The sequence below is a fragment of the Verrucomicrobiia bacterium genome (assembly GCA_035765895.1).
In the GTDB taxonomy this organism is placed as follows: Bacteria; Verrucomicrobiota; Verrucomicrobiia; order Limisphaerales; family DSYF01; genus DSYF01.
Genome location: DASTWL010000037.1, coordinates 1 through 15,706, shown reverse-complemented (window position 1 = coordinate 15,706; position 15,706 = coordinate 1). Strand labels below are relative to the sequence as shown.

Genomic DNA, 15,706 nt, shown 5'->3' with positions numbered 1-15,706 from the left:
GATTTGGAGCTGTCCCGCGGCGCAAAGCCCGGCTTGGGCAAACGTGGCCCAGGCGAGCCAGGCAGCGGGCACGGCGACCAACGCACCCGTGGTGCGCTACTGGATGTGGCGGTTTGACCGAACGGATGATCCCGTGCCGTTGGACGATTTCTGGGGCCGCACGGAAGAGGATTGCGTCACCTCCTTGCGCGCGGCGGGCAATCCCACCACCGGTTCGCCGGGCGGTCCGTCGGATGTGGAATTGACGGTGGATGTGTATTTTCCGAACACGATTCCCAGCGTGCCGGCGGATTTGCGGGGGCGCACGGCGCATGCCGGTGGCCGGAACCGGTTGATGCTTGATGACCACGTCGAATTCCTGCGCGATGCGCGCACACCCGCGGGCTGAGCCGGGTTGCGAAAATCGCGCGGGCGTGTGCGTTGTCCGCCACTTTGAACTTCCAACGGCGGACACGGGGTTTTAGCTTCGCTTCATGGCTCGCAAGTCAAACACCCAGACGCAGTCCCACCACGGTTTCAACGACGTGGTGGGCATTGTCCTGCTGGGCGCTGCCGCGTTGCTGCTGGTGGCCCTGTTTTCCTACGACTGGCACGACATTGCCTCGAACGCCGTTTCCTCGCAGAAACAGCCCGTTCAAAACGCGATTGGTCCGTTGGGGGCGCACCTGGCCTACGCGGCGTTTTTTGTGTTCGGTGTTTCCGGCTACCTGCTGCCGTTCGTCCTCTTGTTTCTCGGGCTTGGCTGCTTCTTCGAAATGTTCGCCTACCTGCGGCGGCGCTGGCTGTGGACCATTGTCATGATGGTTTCACTCATGGGTTTGTTTCATCAGATGGACGGGTGGTCGCTGATGAGCCGGCTGCGTGTGAATCTTAACGCGCCCAGTGCCGGCGGATTGATCGGGCGGGCGCTTTACGATTACGGCTTTTGGATGGTGGGACCGGTGGGAGCGCCGATCATCTATCTGCTGCTCTACTTCATCAGCCTGCTGTTTCTGACGAACTTCCAACTGGGCGCCTGGGTGCGCCGGCTGGTGACGGCCCGGGGCGAAGCGGTTGCCGCCAGCCCGGAAGAGGCGGTGCTGGAGAAGCGCGCCCGGGAATTGCGCAAGCAGGAGGAACAACTCAAGAAGGCGGTCGAGCAAAGTGGCGTGGCTGTGGGCGCCGATCTGCAACCGGTGCCGCCGCCGCAGGTGCGCGACCTCAGTGTGCCGCAGAAGGGGCCGCGTTTCCGCAAGTCGGTTGCGCCCGATGAGGCCCGGAAACCGGAACCCGCCGAGCCGGATGAACCGGCCGAAGAAGTGGTTGTGGTGGTGCCGCCCAAAAAAGGCGCCGCGACGGCGAAGGACATTTTGGGCGATGCCGCCGAAGTGCCGGCAAAGCCGACTGGAGCGGCTGATGCCGATGCCGCCTCCGAACCCGCCACCGCCAATGAGCTGGCTGCGGAGCAAGAAGCTCCCAAGCCGCCGGCGCCGGTGGTGACCGATTCCACCGTTCCGAAACCGCGGCCGCAACCAAAGAAGAAACGGCCCATGACCGTGGCTTCGGTGCCGATGATTGGGAATTACACGCTGCCACCACTGGACTTTTTGCAGCATGCCGACCTGAGCCTGAAGCCCACGGAATCCAAGGAGGAGCTGCTGGCCAACGCGAACCTGATGAAGCAGACGCTCGGGCAGTTTAACATCCCGGTCGAGGTGGGCAACATCACCAAGGGACCGACGATCACGCGCTATGAATTGCATCCCGCACCAGGCGTGAAGCTCGACAAGATCAACGGCTTCAGCAGCAACATTGCCGCGGCGCTCAAGGCGGAGCGCATTCACATCCTGGCGCCGATTCCGGGCAAGAACACGGTCGGCATCGAAGTGCCCAACCCGGTCAAGACCAAGGTGATCATGCGTGATTTGCTCGAGTCGGACGAATGGCGGCTGACCAAGGCCAAAATTCCCGTCGCGCTCGGCAAGGATGTTTATGGGCATCCGATCATTGCGGACCTGGCGGAAATGCCGCACCTGCTGATTGCTGGCAGCACGGGTTCGGGCAAGTCGGTTTGCATCAATTCCATCATCGCGTCGCTGCTCTATCGGTTTTCCCCGGACCAGTTGCGCTTCGTGATGATTGATCCCAAGGTCGTCGAATTGCAGCACTACAACACCCTGCCGCATCTCGTGGTTCCGGTGGTGACGGATCCGAAGAAGGTGATCCTCGCCCTGCGCTGGGTCGTCAACGAGATGGAAAAGCGCTACAAGATTTTCGCGCGCGTGGGCGTCCGCAATATTGCCTCGTTCAATTCACGGCCCAAGAACAAGCCGTTGCCGGAGCAGGAACTGGAGCTGCCGCTGACGCAGAAGAAGGAGAAGGTGGAGGCGGGGGCAGAGGGCTTCGCTGTCGAGGTGGACGAGGAAATTGTCGTCCCGCGCGAAGAGGACATCGTCATCCCCGAGCGGTTGAGCTACATCGTCTGCATCATTGACGAGCTGGCGGATTTGATGCTGGTGGCGCCGGCGGACGTGGAAATGGCCATCGCCCGCATCACGCAAATGGCCCGGGCGGCGGGCATTCACTGCATTGTCGCCACGCAGCGTCCGTCCGTGGATGTGATTACCGGCGTCATCAAGGCGAACATCCCGGCGCGCATCGCCTTTCAAGTGGCCAGCCGGGTGGATTCGCGGACGATCTTGGACGCCATGGGCGCCGACAAGCTGCTGGGCAAGGGCGACATGCTTTACCTCCCGCCGGGCTCCGCCAAGCTCATCCGCGCGCAGGGCGCGCTCATCACCGACCAGGAATTGCAGAGCGTGGTGGACTTCATCGCGCGGCAGGGCAAACCGTCGTTTGACCAGGAGATTCATCAGCAGTTGCAGAAGCCGGTCAGCTCCTTCGAGGTGGAGGAGGGCGCCAGCAACGAGGACGAGGATTTGATTCAACAGTGCATCGAAGTCATCCGCAGCGAGCAGAAGGCAAGCGTTTCGCTGCTGCAACGGCGCCTGCGGCTGGGCTACACCCGTGCCGCCCGCATCATGGACGAGCTGGAGCAGCGCGGCATCGTCGGTCCGAGCAAGGGCGCGGAACCCCGGGATATTCTGCTGGACCTGGACGGCACGGGGCTTGATGGCAAGGCGTCGGCGGGCGACCAGGGGCTGGCGCCCGGGTGACGCAGATATTTGTGGTTTGTGCGGTTGGTTTGGGACTTGCTTGACCATCCGCCAGAAGAAAAAACGCACGAGCCATGAAATACTTCCGATTGCTTCATTGGGGCGCCAGTTTGCTGGTGCTTCTGCTGACAACGACTTTTGGCCGGTGCGATGCCTCTTTGCCGGTGCTCAAAACCAGGACAGAAACATACAATAATGTGACACTCATCAGTCACACCCCGACGCACCTGTTCATCCAACACTCCCGGGGCGTCGCCGACGTGAAAATTCACGATCTGGATGCGGCCACGCTGAAGGCGTTGGGAGTGGACGTGCCGGACGACATGAACCCCGACGTCGCGGGCAAAAATGCGAATCCGGTGGCGCAGTTGTTCAAGGAAGACGGCACGATGGCCGTGGAATTGCCATCGGCTGTAAAGAATCATCTGCCCCCCGGGGTCACGTTGCCGCCTTTGACCCGGACGTTGGTTTTGTCCGTGCTGGCGGGGCTGGCGGTGTTTCATCTCTTTTTCAGCTTCTGCGCGATGCAGATTTGCAAAAAGGCAGGCACGAATCCGGGCCCGTTAATTTGGCTGCCCGTGCTGCAAGTCATTCCGATGGTGCGCGCGGCCGGCATGTCCGGTTGGTGGTTTGTCGCGTGGTTTGTGCCCGTGGTGAACTTCATTGCGCAGATTCTTTGGTGCGTGAAAATCGTTCAAGCGCGCGGCAAGGGCTTTTTAACCACCGTGCTGTTGATCCTGCCGGGGACCAACATCCTCGCGTTTTTGTATCTCGCCTTTTCCAGCGGCGTGGCGCGCGCCAAATCACGGGCGAAGCTGGGCGGGCCCAAGCCCGTCGAGCTGGAACCCCTGCCCGCATGACGTTTCCGCAGTTGCCAACAGCGGCGCAAATCCGCAGTTTGTAACGAATGGCCTCTGTTGGCGAACAACTCCATTCTGCGCGCGAAGCCCAGCACCTCACAATCAATCAGATTGCGGAGATCACCAATGTGCGGGGTGACCACATCCGGGCCATCGAGGAGGGCAACTACGATGTCTTTTCCGCGCCGGTTTACATCAAGGGTTTCGTCCGGACCTACGCCCGCATTTTAAAACTCGACGTGCCCCAGGTGATGGCCGCGCTGGAGGCGGAACTGGGCCGCACCGACAAGTTTTCCGAGCCGCCGCCGTTGACCGATCAGCCACGGACGGTGGTGGACTTTCTCACGCTTCAGCTTTCCAAGATTGACTGGCGCAAGGCGGCCATGCTGGCGGGTGTGTTGGTGGTCGGGATCATCGTTTTGATCGTGGTGTTGTTCTGGCAGCGGCAACGGAACGCCGACCCGCTGTCCGGCCTCAAGCCGGCCGTTTATCAGCCCGCCTCGAATCACTCCGGAGACCGGCTGGCCGTGCCGGCACCCGCGCCACGGCGTTAACTTGGGCTTGTGCGGCCATGTTCACCTGTCCCGCTTGCGGTGAAGGCCTGACTCGTAATCAGACTGCAGCAGGAATTTTCTGGGTTTGTTCGCGCTGTCAAGGGCGCGCGGCAACCGTCTCCCTCCTGCGCCACTTGGTGAACGCAGACACGATGCGCGAGTTGTGGTTGCGGACGTTTGATCAGCGGCTCCCACGAGTTCGTTCCTGTCCGTCCTGCCGGTCGCGCATGCTGCAAATTTCCCTGCCTGCGCGCGGTCAGACGCTGGTTTTGGATGTCTGCCGAACCTGTCAGTTTGTGTGGTTTGACGCGCAGGAATTCGAAACGCTGCCGCCCCTGCCGCCGAAACCGGTTGCGGTGGACCCGTTGCCGCCGGCGGCCCGGCAGGCGCTCGCCATCGCGGAAGTGGAGCGCATGGCAAAGGAGCAGACGGAGGCCGGGCCGGACTGGGATGATCTGCGCAACGTCCCGGCACTGCTGGGACTGCCCGTCGAGACCGAGCAGGAGTTGTCTCCGAAGATTCCGTGGTGCACCAGGGCGGTGGCCTTGCTGGTGGCCTTGGTGAGTCTCCTTGCTTTTGTCGAGCCGGGTGTGCTGGAGCATTTCGCCCTCGTGCCGGCGGAGGTCTGGCGCCTGGGCGGGCTCACGCTGCTTACGTCCTTCTTTTTGCACGGCGGCGTCTGGCACCTGCTCAGCAATCTCTACTTCCTCGTGGTTTTCGGTGACAACGTGGAAGATTACCTCGGCCGTTGGCGCTGGCTGGCACTGGTGTTGGCGGCAACCTTGTGCGGCAACTGGCTGCACGTCATGGGCGATCCGCGCTCGACGTTGCCATGCGTTGGTGCGAGCGGTGGCATTTCCGGCCTGCTGGCATTTTACGCCTTTCGCTTTCCGCAGGCACGGCTCGGAATGCGTTATTGGTTGCGCTACACGTGGCGATCCGGCTGGTTCACCTTTCCGGCGTGGGGCGGTTTTGCGGTTTGGATCGGACTCCAGTTGCTGGGGGCCATGCAACAGGTGCGGGGCTTCAGCCAGGTTTCGTCGCTTGCTCACCTGGGCGGGGCGGTGGCGGGCGTGGGCGCCTGGCTGCTCTGGCGGCGAATTGAAGTTCCGCCGGAAAAGCTGCCGCGGGCGGCCAGTGACGAGGCGCCACCGGTGCGCCGCGTAACCGGCCCGTGATCGGCCGATAGCGTCAGCAACAGCGCGTAACGCCGTTGAAACGGCGTTCGGTCATTTCCACGTAGCGGTCGGCTTCGGTCTTGGTGGCGGCTTGGTCGGTCGCGGGCTGATGACATGCCGCACAGACCGTCTCGGCGTGGCGGGCCCGGGCGATGGCGGCTTCGCCGGAGAGCTCCTTGGCCAGACCCAGCGCCAACGCCGCGGTGCCGGCCGCGGTGCGCAGATTGGGGCCGCCTTCCTTCACTGCGTAATCCGGCAGCCAGACCGCTTCACTCTCATGCAAGTGCGCCGGTTTGCGCCGGGCCAGCAACCACCACCACTCGTGCAGGCTCAACGCGATGATGGCCGACACGAGCAGCAGAAAACTCCCTGCCACCGCCGCGTCGATGTAATCGTTGCGGATCTGGCGCGGCCAGTTGACGCGGTCGGCATTCGCCTGCGCGAGTTGTTGCGGGTCGGTTGGCGGCGCGGCGTCGAGCGCTTTGAGCCCGGTCTCGAAGTGGGCGGCGTTGGCCAGAAAGCCGATGTGCTCGTTGGGGTGCCAGATTTTTTGGGCGCCGGCGGTGAAGGTCACACTTACCAGCCACACCAGCGGCAGGAACGTCAGCAAGGCGGGCCAGAGCGTGGCGCTGCGGTTTGCCAGCCGGGTCTTGAGAATGATCGTCGTGCCGAGACACAGGGCGATGGCGGCGAGCATTTGGTTGGCGATCCCAAACAGCGGCCACAGTGAGTTGATGCCGCCCAGCGGGTCGCGCACGCCTTGAATCAGAAAACAACCCCACGCGGAAACCATGAGCCCGCTGGCGAGCAGGTTGGGGCCGAGTTTGCGCGTGTCCCCCAGCGGCCGCCACAGGCTGCCGAGAAAGTCCTGCAAAATGTAGCGTGCCACCCGCGTGCCGGCGTCGATGGTGGTCAGAATGAACAGCGCCTCGAACATGATCGCGAAATGATACCAGAGATCAACCCACCGGCCGCGCGTGACCTGGCCGAAAATGTTCGCCATGCCGACAGCCAGGGTGGCGGCGCCGCCCGTCCGCCCGAACAGGGTCTTTTCGCCGACCTCCTGTGCCAGCGTCTGCATGTGCTCCACCTGCACTGGAAAACCAAGCGCCGTGACCTTGGCGGCGGTGACCGCGGCTTCACCCTTGACGTTCATGCTCAGGTAAACACCCGGATCAAGTGTGCATGCGGCGATCAGCGCCATGATGGCCACCAAGGATTCCAGCAACATCGCCCCGTAACCGACGGGTCGCGCATAACTCTCGCGCGTGATCAGCTTGGGCGTCGTGCCGCTGGCGATCAGGGTGTGGAAGCCGCTGATCGCTCCGCAGGCGATGGTGATGAAGCAAAAGGGGAAAATCTTGCCCGCGAACACCAGCCCGTTGCCGTCGGCAAACCGGCTGAGCGCGGGCATCTTCAGTTCCGGCAGTGTGAAGAAAATCCCGATTGCCAGCGCGACGATGGTGCCGAGCTTCATGAACGTGCTCAGGTAATCGCGCGGCGCCAGCAGCAGCCATACGGGCAGCACGCTCGCCGCCAGTCCGTAGGCGATGATGATCCAGGCCAGGCGCAGGCTGGACAGGCTGAACGTGTGCGACCAGTCCGGGCTTTGATGCACGAGTTTGCCCCCCCACACGGCCAGCAACAGCAGCGTAACGCCCAGCACGGAGGCTTCGAGCACCTTGCCCGCCCGCAACCAGCGCAGGTAACCGCCCATGAACATGGCGATCGGAACCGTGGCGGCCACGGTGAACACGCCCCACGGGCTGTCCGCCAGCGCCTTCACGACCACCAGCGCCAGCACGGCCAGGAGAATTGTGAGAATGGCGAGGATGGAAATGAGCGCGAACAGGCCCGCAACACTGCTCAGTTCCTCCCGCACCATTTGTCCGAGCGATTTGCCGTTGCGCCGCATGGAGGCAAACAGGATGACGAAATCCTGCACGGCGCCGCCCAGCACGACGCCGATCAAAATCCACAAGGTGCCGGGCAGATAGCCGAACTGTGCGGCCAGCACCGGTCCCACCAGTGGTCCGGGGCCGGAGATCGCGGCGAAATGGTGGCCGAAGACAATCCATTTGTTCGTTTTCACGAAGTCCTTGCCGTCGTCATGCACTTCGCAGGGCGTCGCCCGGCGGTCATCGAGCACGAGCACGCGGGCGGCAATCCACTTGGAATAAAACCGGTAGCCGATGGCGTAGGAACACAAGGCCGCCAGCAACACGAACCCGGAATTGATCGGCTCATGACGATTGAGGGCCAGGGTGAAGTAAGCCCATGCGCCCAAAACGGCCACGGCCAGCCAGGCGAGAAACGACAAAAACTTCTTCATGCTTGGGATTGTCCGCGCAGTAAAGCGCACGGCCCCGGACCAAGCCAGAGTTTTTGCCGCCGGAAGCCGGTTGGGATTATCATTCTGACATGGAAAATGCGGATGAACCGGTGCCGCTGCCCGTGGATGGGATGCTCGACCTGCACACCTTCCGGCCCCAAGACGTCAAGGACGTGGTGACGGAGTATCTGGCCGCCTGCCGCGGCCGGGGGATTTTGCGCGTGCGCCTGGTTCACGGCAAAGGCATCGGCAATTTGCGACGCACCGTGCATGCGGCGTTGGCGGGCCACCCCAACGTGGCCGAGTATCATCTGGCCGGCGGGCAGTCGGGCGGGTGGGGGGCGACCATCGTTCACCTGCGTCCCTAGGCGTGGTCCGTATCATTTCGGGCACCGACCCTGTTGAGCGGTCCGGCATTGTGTGCTTAAATAATACGTCCTGACTTTGATGGTTCACAGGAGTCGGCATTCAACCATTCGAAACTTATGAAAAAACTCGTCAGCATCATGTCTTCATGCGTTCTGGCCGCCGCCGTTCAGGCGGGCGTCATCCCATTCGATCTTTCGCCGGCCGGCACCGATGCGGCCGTGGGATTGAGTCCACTCAACCAGGTGCCACCGGCGACCAACAGCACCGCCAGCGGCAACGAGATTTCGGCTGGCATCAGTTTTGATACGAACAGCCTGGAACTGACGGTTGCCGTCGGATTTGGCGCCGCGGCGGGCTTCACCGATCTGAGCGCGCCCATCACGGCGCTGCACATCCATGGCCCGGCCGGCCCCGGCACGAATGGTCCCGTGATCGTCGGCCTGCAACCTTACCTGTTCACGCAGGGGCCGGACGCGGTGGGCGGCATTATTTACGGCAAGGTTCCCATTCCCACGAATGAAGTGGCCGGCCTGCTCGCGGGGCTGGATTACATCAACATTCACACCACCAATTATCCCGGCGGTGAAATCCGCGCCCAACTGATTCCGCAGTTGAATCAGGCGCCCGTTGTTTCCTGCCCCGATCCCGCCACGGTGGAGTGCGGCGGTGCAACAACGCTCTCCGCCAAAGTGTCCGACCCCAATGGTGACGCGCTCGCCGTCGTGTGGTCGGTCAACGGCGTGGGATTGCAAACCAACGAACTGGCTGCCGGCACCACCACGGTTCCGGTGAACTCCAGTTTCACGGCAGAATACCCGCTGGGCACCAATGCCATCACAGTGACGGCCACCGACTCGGCCGGCAACACCTCGGATTGCAGCACGACCGTGATTGTGGTGGACACCATTCCGCCAGTGATCACCAAGGTCACGGCCAATCCCGATGTGCTGTGGCCGCCCAATCACAAAATGGTGACCGTCCAGTTGTCCGCGTGGGTGACCGACATTTGCGGCGACACCACGTGGAAGGTGGTTGGCGTGACCAGCAGCGAAGGCGTCAACGCGAACGGCAGCGGCAACACCTCGCCGGATTGGGCGATTATCGACGATCACACCGTGAGCCTGCGGGCCGAGCGTTCCGGCATCACGGGGCCGCGCACCTACACCATCACGGTGCAGGCAACGGATGCGGCGGGCAATGTCTCCCAGCTCAAATCGGTGGATGTGGTTGTCCCGCACGACCGCGGCAGCGGTCGCGGCAAGTGATATTGGTGACTTGTGGCGTTTGACCGGAGGAGGAGCTTGGCTCCTCCTCTTTTTTTATGAGCCTGAGCCCTTGCCTCACGGGAAAAGGTGTTTACACGGCAGACCGGTGGGGCAGAATTCGCGGGCTGGGCGCGTGGTGGAATTGGCAGACACGCAGGACTTAGGATCCTGTGGAGCAATCCGTGCAGGTTCGACCCCTGTCGCGCCCACCATGCTCCCTGATTACAGCAATCCGCGTTGCTTCAACAACGCCTCGGTCACGCGGTCCATGAGCAATTCCGCCAGGAGCTTCGTGGCTTCATCAAGCGCGGCGCAGGCGGCCTGCAACTGCTTGACGTCACCCGCGCCGGTCTCCGTGCTTTCGGTGGCAAGCGCGGTTTCCACGGCGCGTAGAGCCGCTTCCACCTGCTCCACGTAGCCCGCCTCCAGTTCCGCGCGGCAATCCGCCAGGCCTTTGCGCGTGGCGTTGTGCAGTTCGTTGGCCTTCAGCTTCGCCTCAATCCAGCGGCGGGTCGCCAGATCGGTGAAGGCGTGCTCGACCGATTCCTCGACCATGCGGGTCACGGCCTCGTCGTCCACATCGACGGCCGACTTCATTTCGACAATTTTTTCATGGCCCGTTTTGGTGTCGCGCGCGAGCACATGCAGGATGCCATTGGCATCGATTTCAAACTGCACGCCGACGCGGGGCACGCCGCGCGGTGCGGTTTCAAATTCCAGGGTGAACCGGCCGAGGCTCCAGTTGTCCTTGGCGCGTTCGCGTTCGCCCTGCAGCACGTGAATCAACATGTCGCGCTGATTGTCCACGGCGGTGGTGAACATTTCCCCGGCCTTTACCGGAATGGTTGTGTTGCGCGGAATGATCACGTTCATCAGGCCGCCAAACGTTTCGAGCCCCAGCGAGAGTGGGGTGACGTCGAGCAGCAGCACATTGCGAAATTCGCCGGACAGGATGGCCGCCTGGATGGCGGCGCCGAGCGCGACGGCCTCGTCCGGGTTGACGCTCGTGTTGAGCAGCGGGCCGGGGATTTTGTGGTGGTCGGTGCCGAGCCGGAGGTCGCCGCGTGTTTCCGCGAATTCGGCGCAGCCGAACCATTCGGCCGCGAGTTGACGCACCAGGGGCATCCGCGTCTGGCCGCCAACGAGGATGACCTGGTCGAGATCCTTCGGCTCCAATTTTGCGTCGGCCAGCGCACGCTGACAATGGCCGCGGGTGCGGTCCACGATGGGCCGGGCCACGCGTTCGAGTTCGGCACGGGTGAGCCGGTGGCTGAAGTTGAAATCCGGCGTCAGGAAGGGCAGGGCAATGTCGGTTTCCGTTTCTGTCGAAAGCCTGATCTTGGCCGTCTCGGCGGCTTCGCGGAGACGCGCAAGAATGCCGAGTTGGGATGGGCTGTGAGTGGCCGCCAGCGCCGGGTCAAACTGGGGTCCGCCCGCGGCGGCCACTTTCGTCATGAGGTGGTTCGTCAAAGCGCGGTCGATGTCATCGCCGCCGAGGCAGGTGTTGCCGTTCGTGGCAAGCACCTGGAACACGCCTTGGTTCAACTCGAGAATGGAAAGGTCGAAAGTGCCGCCGCCCAGGTCATACACGGCGATTTTGGCCTTCTCCTTGAGTTTGTCCAAACCGTAGGCGAGCGCGGCGGCGGTGGGTTCGTTCACAATGCGCTCCACGGTGAACCCGGCCAGTTCGCCGGCGCGTTTGGTGGCGTTGCGTTGGGCGTCATTGAAATAGGCGGGCACGGTGATGACCGCGCGGGAAACGGTTTCCCCGAACCACGCCTCCGCGTCTGCCTTGAGTTTCAAAAGAATTTGGGCGGACAATTCTTCCGGCGTCCACGCGCGGCCGTGCAGGTTGACGCGCACGGGGCCGGCTTCGGCGCTTTCGACCGCGTAAGCCACGGCCAGTTCGTCGCGCGAGATGTCCGTGCCGCGGCGCCCCATGAAGCGTTTGATGGAATACACCGTGGTTTCCGGGTGAATAGCCCGGGCCCGGAAGGCCGCTTGTCCAACCACCGGCTGGGCCGTTGCGTGGGGCAGGTGGATCACCGACGGCGTCAGACGCCGTCCGGCCGCATCCGCGATGACCAGCGGGATGCCCGAATCCACGGTGGCGACCAGCGAGTTGGTGGTGCCCAGATCGATGCCGACAATTTTGCTCATGTTTGCGCCGGCTATTTGAACTCCGCCCGGCGGGAAAAACACGAAAAATGGGCGGCCAGGCCAACATTGACAACCGGCCGGCGGTGGTGTCTAATTCGCGCAGTTAGGTATGACTAACAACGTCCAGACAACCAAATGCTCCGTGCGCATCCATGGCGCGACGCTCATGTCGTCCGCCTGGCAGCGCGGATGCGGGTTTTCTGGTGGAGTGCCGATGAGTTCTTAAAGCGAAGCAACCAAGATTTCACAGAAAACCCGCGATTGAGAAACAATCGCGGGTTTTTTGTTTAAGCGATGCCTCAACCGAGGTGTCCATGACGAAAAAGGAAAAACATGAATCAAAACAGAGTGCCAACCGAATTCGGACCGGAAACCCGGTTCGAGGTGAAACCCGTGCCGCCAGTGCCGTTCCGGGCGGTGTTGGAGGACGAATTTGAACGGCTTAACGCCAGGTTGTTGCGGGAGCGGTTGATCGATGCCGCAACAGTGCCTTATGCCGGCGAATTGCGCCGGGCAGCCAACGAGGCGGCCGGTCTGGCTTGGGCGACCAACTTCCCGCTGCTCGTCTTCCCCGTCCTGTTCGAGGAGAAGGTGCGGGCGGCGGTCGCTCGCGCCAGGCGGCAGGCCACCATTCGCACGGCAACCCGTGAACTGATGGCCGCATGAACGCCTTTGGAAAAAATCCTCGATGGCCGTCCTTGACGGGCAGTCACCTCCAGATGCGAACCCGGTGGCTCGCGTTTGCAGAAGGTTGTTCGTCGCCCGGACGCGTCGTCGAGCCGCATTAACACCGGCGGGTGGCGCGGGTTTCAGTGCGCGGATTTCCCCCCTCCCCGTGAGCAGGGAAGGGAGCCGAAAGGCAGGCCGGCTCATCGTCGGCTCCTGCCTTGAAGCTGCCTTCCATGCCGGGGAGGGGACACGTTTTCGTGCGTTGAATCCATGTGGGTGCAATTCAAATTGACCCAACTGGGCACCTCTCCTAGCTTCGCGGCCCATGGAGGAGCATTTGCTGCAGCCGAATCCGTGGATGATTTTGCCCTTTGCCCTGTTGCTCGGAGCCATTGCTCTGGGCCCCTTGATCAACGGCGACTGGTGGGGCAAACACTACGCCAAGGTCGCGCTCGGCCTTGGGGCCATCACACTCGCGTATTATCTGCTGGGGTTGCACGCCGGCGAGCGCGCGCTGCACGTGGCGCATGAGTATGCCAGCTTCATCATCCTGATTGGCTCGCTGTTTGTCGTTTCGGGCGGAATTCACATGACCGTCAAGGGCGAAGCCACGCCCCTGGAAAATGTGCTTTTTCTGATGATCGGTGCCGTGGTGGCCAATCTGCTCGGCACCACCGGGGCTTCGATGCTGCTGATTCGGCCATGGATTCGGATGAACAAATACCGCATCACGGCGCACCACATCGTGTTCTTCATATTTGTGGTGTCCAACGTGGGCGGATGTCTGACGCCGATTGGTGATCCGCCGCTCTTTCTCGGTTATCTCAAAGGCGTGCCCTTTCTGTGGGTGCTGGAGCATTGCTGGCCGATGTGGGCGACGGCATTGGGCGTGTTGCTGGTCATGTTTTACATGGTGGACAGTTTCAACTACCGGCGGGCGCCGAAGGCAGTGCGGGATCTGATTGCCGCGCCGCGCGACGAGTTCAAATTCCAAGGGCTGCACAACCTGTTCTTTCTCGGGCTGATTCTGGCCGCGGTGTTTGTGAATCATCCGATCTTTTTGCGGGAGCTGCTCATGGTGGCCGCGGCCGTTGGATCCTGGTTCACCACCCGCAAACCGGTCCACGAGGCAAATCACTTCACATTTCATCCCATCAAGGAGGTGGCCATTTTGTTTGTGGGGATTTTTTCCACCATGATGCCGGCGCTGGACTGGCTGCAGGCCAATGCCGCGCACTACGCGGACAAGCTGGGTGGATTTTCGCCCACGCTGTTTTATTGGGGCAGCGGCACGCTTTCGAGCGTGCTGGACAACGCGCCAACGTATCTGAGCTTTTTGAGCGCGGCGGCGGGCGAGGCGGTGGCCCATCCGGCGCAAGTCAACGCCATGACTGGCACGCCGGGTTTTGCCGGCCTGCTGGTGGCCATCAGCGTGGGGTCGGTTTTCTTTGGCGCAAACACCTACATCGGCAACGGCCCGAACTTCATGGTCAAGGCCATTGCGGACCACCAAAAGGTGCGCACGCCCGGTTTTCTCGGCTACGTCTTCAAATTCACCCTGCCGGTCATGCTGCCCATGCTCTTGATTGTTTGGGCGATTTTCTTCCGGCATCACGGCGCGGTCCCCAATTGACGCGCTCACGCAGGGGATTTGCTCGGCGCGCGGCGCGTGAACCGCGGTGTGCGGTGTTTTTGGCTTTTCACGCGTGCGCCAATCCGCAGACTTGGTGCACACAAACAGGGAACGCGAGTGCGCACGGTTTACAACATTCTTTTCGTCGTATTTTTCTGGCTGTCGTCACCTTATTACTTTTTGCGGATGTGGCGGCGGGGCAACTGGCAGGCCGGTTTTGGGCAGCGTTTTGGCCGGTTCGATGCCAAGCTCAAGCAAAGCCTGTCCAACCGGCATGTCATCTGGCTGCATGCGGTGAGCGTGGGTGAGGTGAACATCTGCACCCAACTCATCCGGGCCCTTGAGCCGCGGCTGCCCAACGTCAAGATGGTCGTCTCGACCACCACCACCACGGGCATGGCGCGGTTGCAGGAAACCCTGCCGGCCCACGTGGGCAAAATTTATTACCCGATTGACCGCCGCAAATACGTGGGCCGGGCGCTGGCCACTGTCGGACCGGATGCCGTGATTCTGGTGGAGGCGGAAATCTGGCCGAATTTTATCTGGCGTTTGCGGGACCGCGGGACGCCGCTTTTCCTTGTAAACGCCCGGGTTTCACCGCGTTCCGGACCCCGTTACAAGCGGTTTGGCTTTTTGTTTCGCGACTTGTTCGGCGCGTTCACCGCTGTGGGCGCGCAGACCGAGACAGACGCGGCCACCCTGCGAGAACTGGGCTGTCGTCCCGGAGCGGTTGAGGTGGTCGGCAGCCTGAAGTTTGACGCGGCGCGGTTGCCCGACCGGCGGCGGCTGGATGTGCCCGAACTGCTGCGGCAGTTTGGCGTGCCGGCTTCGGCGCGGCTGCTGGTGGCCGGCAGCACCCACGCGGGCGAAGAGGGGATTCTCAGCGACATTTTCCTGCGCCTGAAAAAGCAACATCCCGACTTGTTTCTGATTTTGGTGCCGCGCCATTTTGAACGCTGCCGCGACGTGGGGCGCGAGCTGGCGGCGCGCGGCGTGCGGTTTGCCTACCGCAGCGAAGTGAAGGCGGACACGCAATACGCGGAAAACACGCTCGATTGCCTGCTCGTCAACACCACGGGCGAACTGCGTCATTTTTACGAGCCCGCCGAGATCATCTTTGTGGGCAAGAGCCTGACCGCCGAAGGGGGCCAGAATCCCATCGAACCGGCGGCGCTGGGCAAGCCCATGGTGTTCGGGCCCAACATGCAGAATTTCGCCGATGTGGTCCGGCAGTTTTTGGCGCGCGACGGCGCATGGCAGGTCCGGGACGCGGCCGAATTGGAACAGGCGTTGAGCACGCTCCTGAGCAGCGAGGCGCGGCGTGACGAACTGGGCCGCAATGCGCTCCAGGTCGTGGAAGAGAACCAGGGCGCGATGCATCGCACGGTGGAATTGATCCTCCGCCACCTCGACGGCGACGAACTTTACATTGCGCCCGCCGGGTGACCGCTTCCCGCTTGCGCGCCACGGTTGGCATTCCTATCGTCGGCCCATGAAACGATTTCTACTCTTGACGGCTCTGCTGGCGGCG

Annotated in this window: 12 protein-coding genes and 1 tRNA gene; 11 read left to right on the top strand and 2 right to left on the bottom strand. The window is 62.4% G+C overall.

Annotated features, from left to right (window positions below):
• From VFV96_08015 to VFV96_07995, 5 genes are all read left to right on the top strand, one after another.
• Positions 1-388 (top strand): prepilin-type cleavage/methylation domain-containing protein (locus VFV96_08015; protein HEU5070343.1); only part of this gene is annotated, 388 nt, incomplete at its 5' end.
• A gap of 85 nt (positions 389-473) precedes the next feature.
• Positions 474-3,155, top strand: a complete 2,682-nt coding sequence (locus VFV96_08010; protein ID HEU5070342.1) for a DNA translocase FtsK — start codon at positions 474-476, stop codon at positions 3,153-3,155.
• 74 nt (positions 3,156-3,229) lie between these two features.
• Positions 3,230-4,015, top strand: a complete 786-nt coding sequence (locus VFV96_08005; GenBank protein HEU5070341.1) for a DUF5684 domain-containing protein — start codon at positions 3,230-3,232, stop codon at positions 4,013-4,015.
• Positions 4,016-4,062: 47 nt separating this feature from the next.
• Positions 4,063-4,569, top strand: coding sequence for a helix-turn-helix domain-containing protein (locus VFV96_08000; protein ID HEU5070340.1), 507 nt, complete (start codon positions 4,063-4,065; stop codon positions 4,567-4,569).
• Positions 4,570-4,586: 17 nt separating this feature from the next.
• Positions 4,587-5,747 carry a rhomboid family intramembrane serine protease gene (locus tag VFV96_07995; GenBank protein ID HEU5070339.1) on the top strand — a complete coding sequence of 387 codons (1,161 nt, stop codon included), beginning with the start codon at positions 4,587-4,589 and terminating at the stop codon, positions 5,745-5,747.
• Positions 5,748-5,760: 13 nt separating this feature from the next.
• Here the strand turns inward: VFV96_07995 and VFV96_07990 are convergent, their stop codons facing one another.
• The gene (locus tag VFV96_07990; protein HEU5070338.1) at positions 5,761-8,079 is read right to left on the bottom strand and encodes a carbon starvation CstA family protein; all 2,319 of its coding nucleotides are present in this window, start codon (positions 8,077-8,079) and stop codon (positions 5,761-5,763) included.
• Between the two features lie 89 nt (positions 8,080-8,168).
• Here VFV96_07990 and VFV96_07985 point away from each other — a divergent pair, with 89 nt between their 5' ends.
• The 3 genes from VFV96_07985 to VFV96_07975 all read left to right on the top strand — a co-directional run bounded on the left by VFV96_07985 (position 8,169) and on the right by VFV96_07975 (position 9,925).
• Positions 8,169-8,447, top strand: coding sequence for a Smr/MutS family protein (locus tag VFV96_07985; protein HEU5070337.1), 279 nt, complete (start codon positions 8,169-8,171; stop codon positions 8,445-8,447).
• 117 nt (positions 8,448-8,564) lie between these two features.
• Entirely contained in the window at positions 8,565-9,713 is a 1,149-nt protein-coding gene (locus VFV96_07980; protein ID HEU5070336.1) for a CHRD domain-containing protein, read from the top strand.
• Positions 9,714-9,840: 127 nt separating this feature from the next.
• Positions 9,841-9,925 (top strand) — tRNA-Leu (locus VFV96_07975).
• 10 nt (positions 9,926-9,935) lie between these two features.
• Here VFV96_07975 and VFV96_07970 read toward each other — a convergent pair.
• Positions 9,936-11,873: an Hsp70 family protein gene (locus VFV96_07970; protein ID HEU5070335.1), complete on the bottom strand. Its 1,938-nt coding sequence runs from the start codon at positions 11,871-11,873 to the stop codon at positions 9,936-9,938.
• Positions 11,874-12,206: 333 nt separating this feature from the next.
• On the opposite strand from VFV96_07970, the gene VFV96_07965 reads away from it, so the two are divergent.
• From VFV96_07965 to VFV96_07955, 3 genes are all read left to right on the top strand, one after another.
• Positions 12,207-12,539, top strand: a complete 333-nt coding sequence (locus tag VFV96_07965) for a hypothetical protein (protein ID HEU5070334.1) — start codon at positions 12,207-12,209, stop codon at positions 12,537-12,539.
• A 328-nt stretch (positions 12,540-12,867) separates the two neighbouring features.
• Complete coding sequence (locus tag VFV96_07960) at positions 12,868-14,175, top strand: sodium:proton antiporter (GenBank protein HEU5070333.1); 1,308 nt, start codon at positions 12,868-12,870, stop codon at positions 14,173-14,175.
• Between the two features lie 117 nt (positions 14,176-14,292).
• Entirely contained in the window at positions 14,293-15,621 is a 1,329-nt protein-coding gene (locus VFV96_07955) for a 3-deoxy-D-manno-octulosonic acid transferase (GenBank protein ID HEU5070332.1), read from the top strand.
• Positions 15,622-15,706 lie beyond the last annotated feature (85 nt).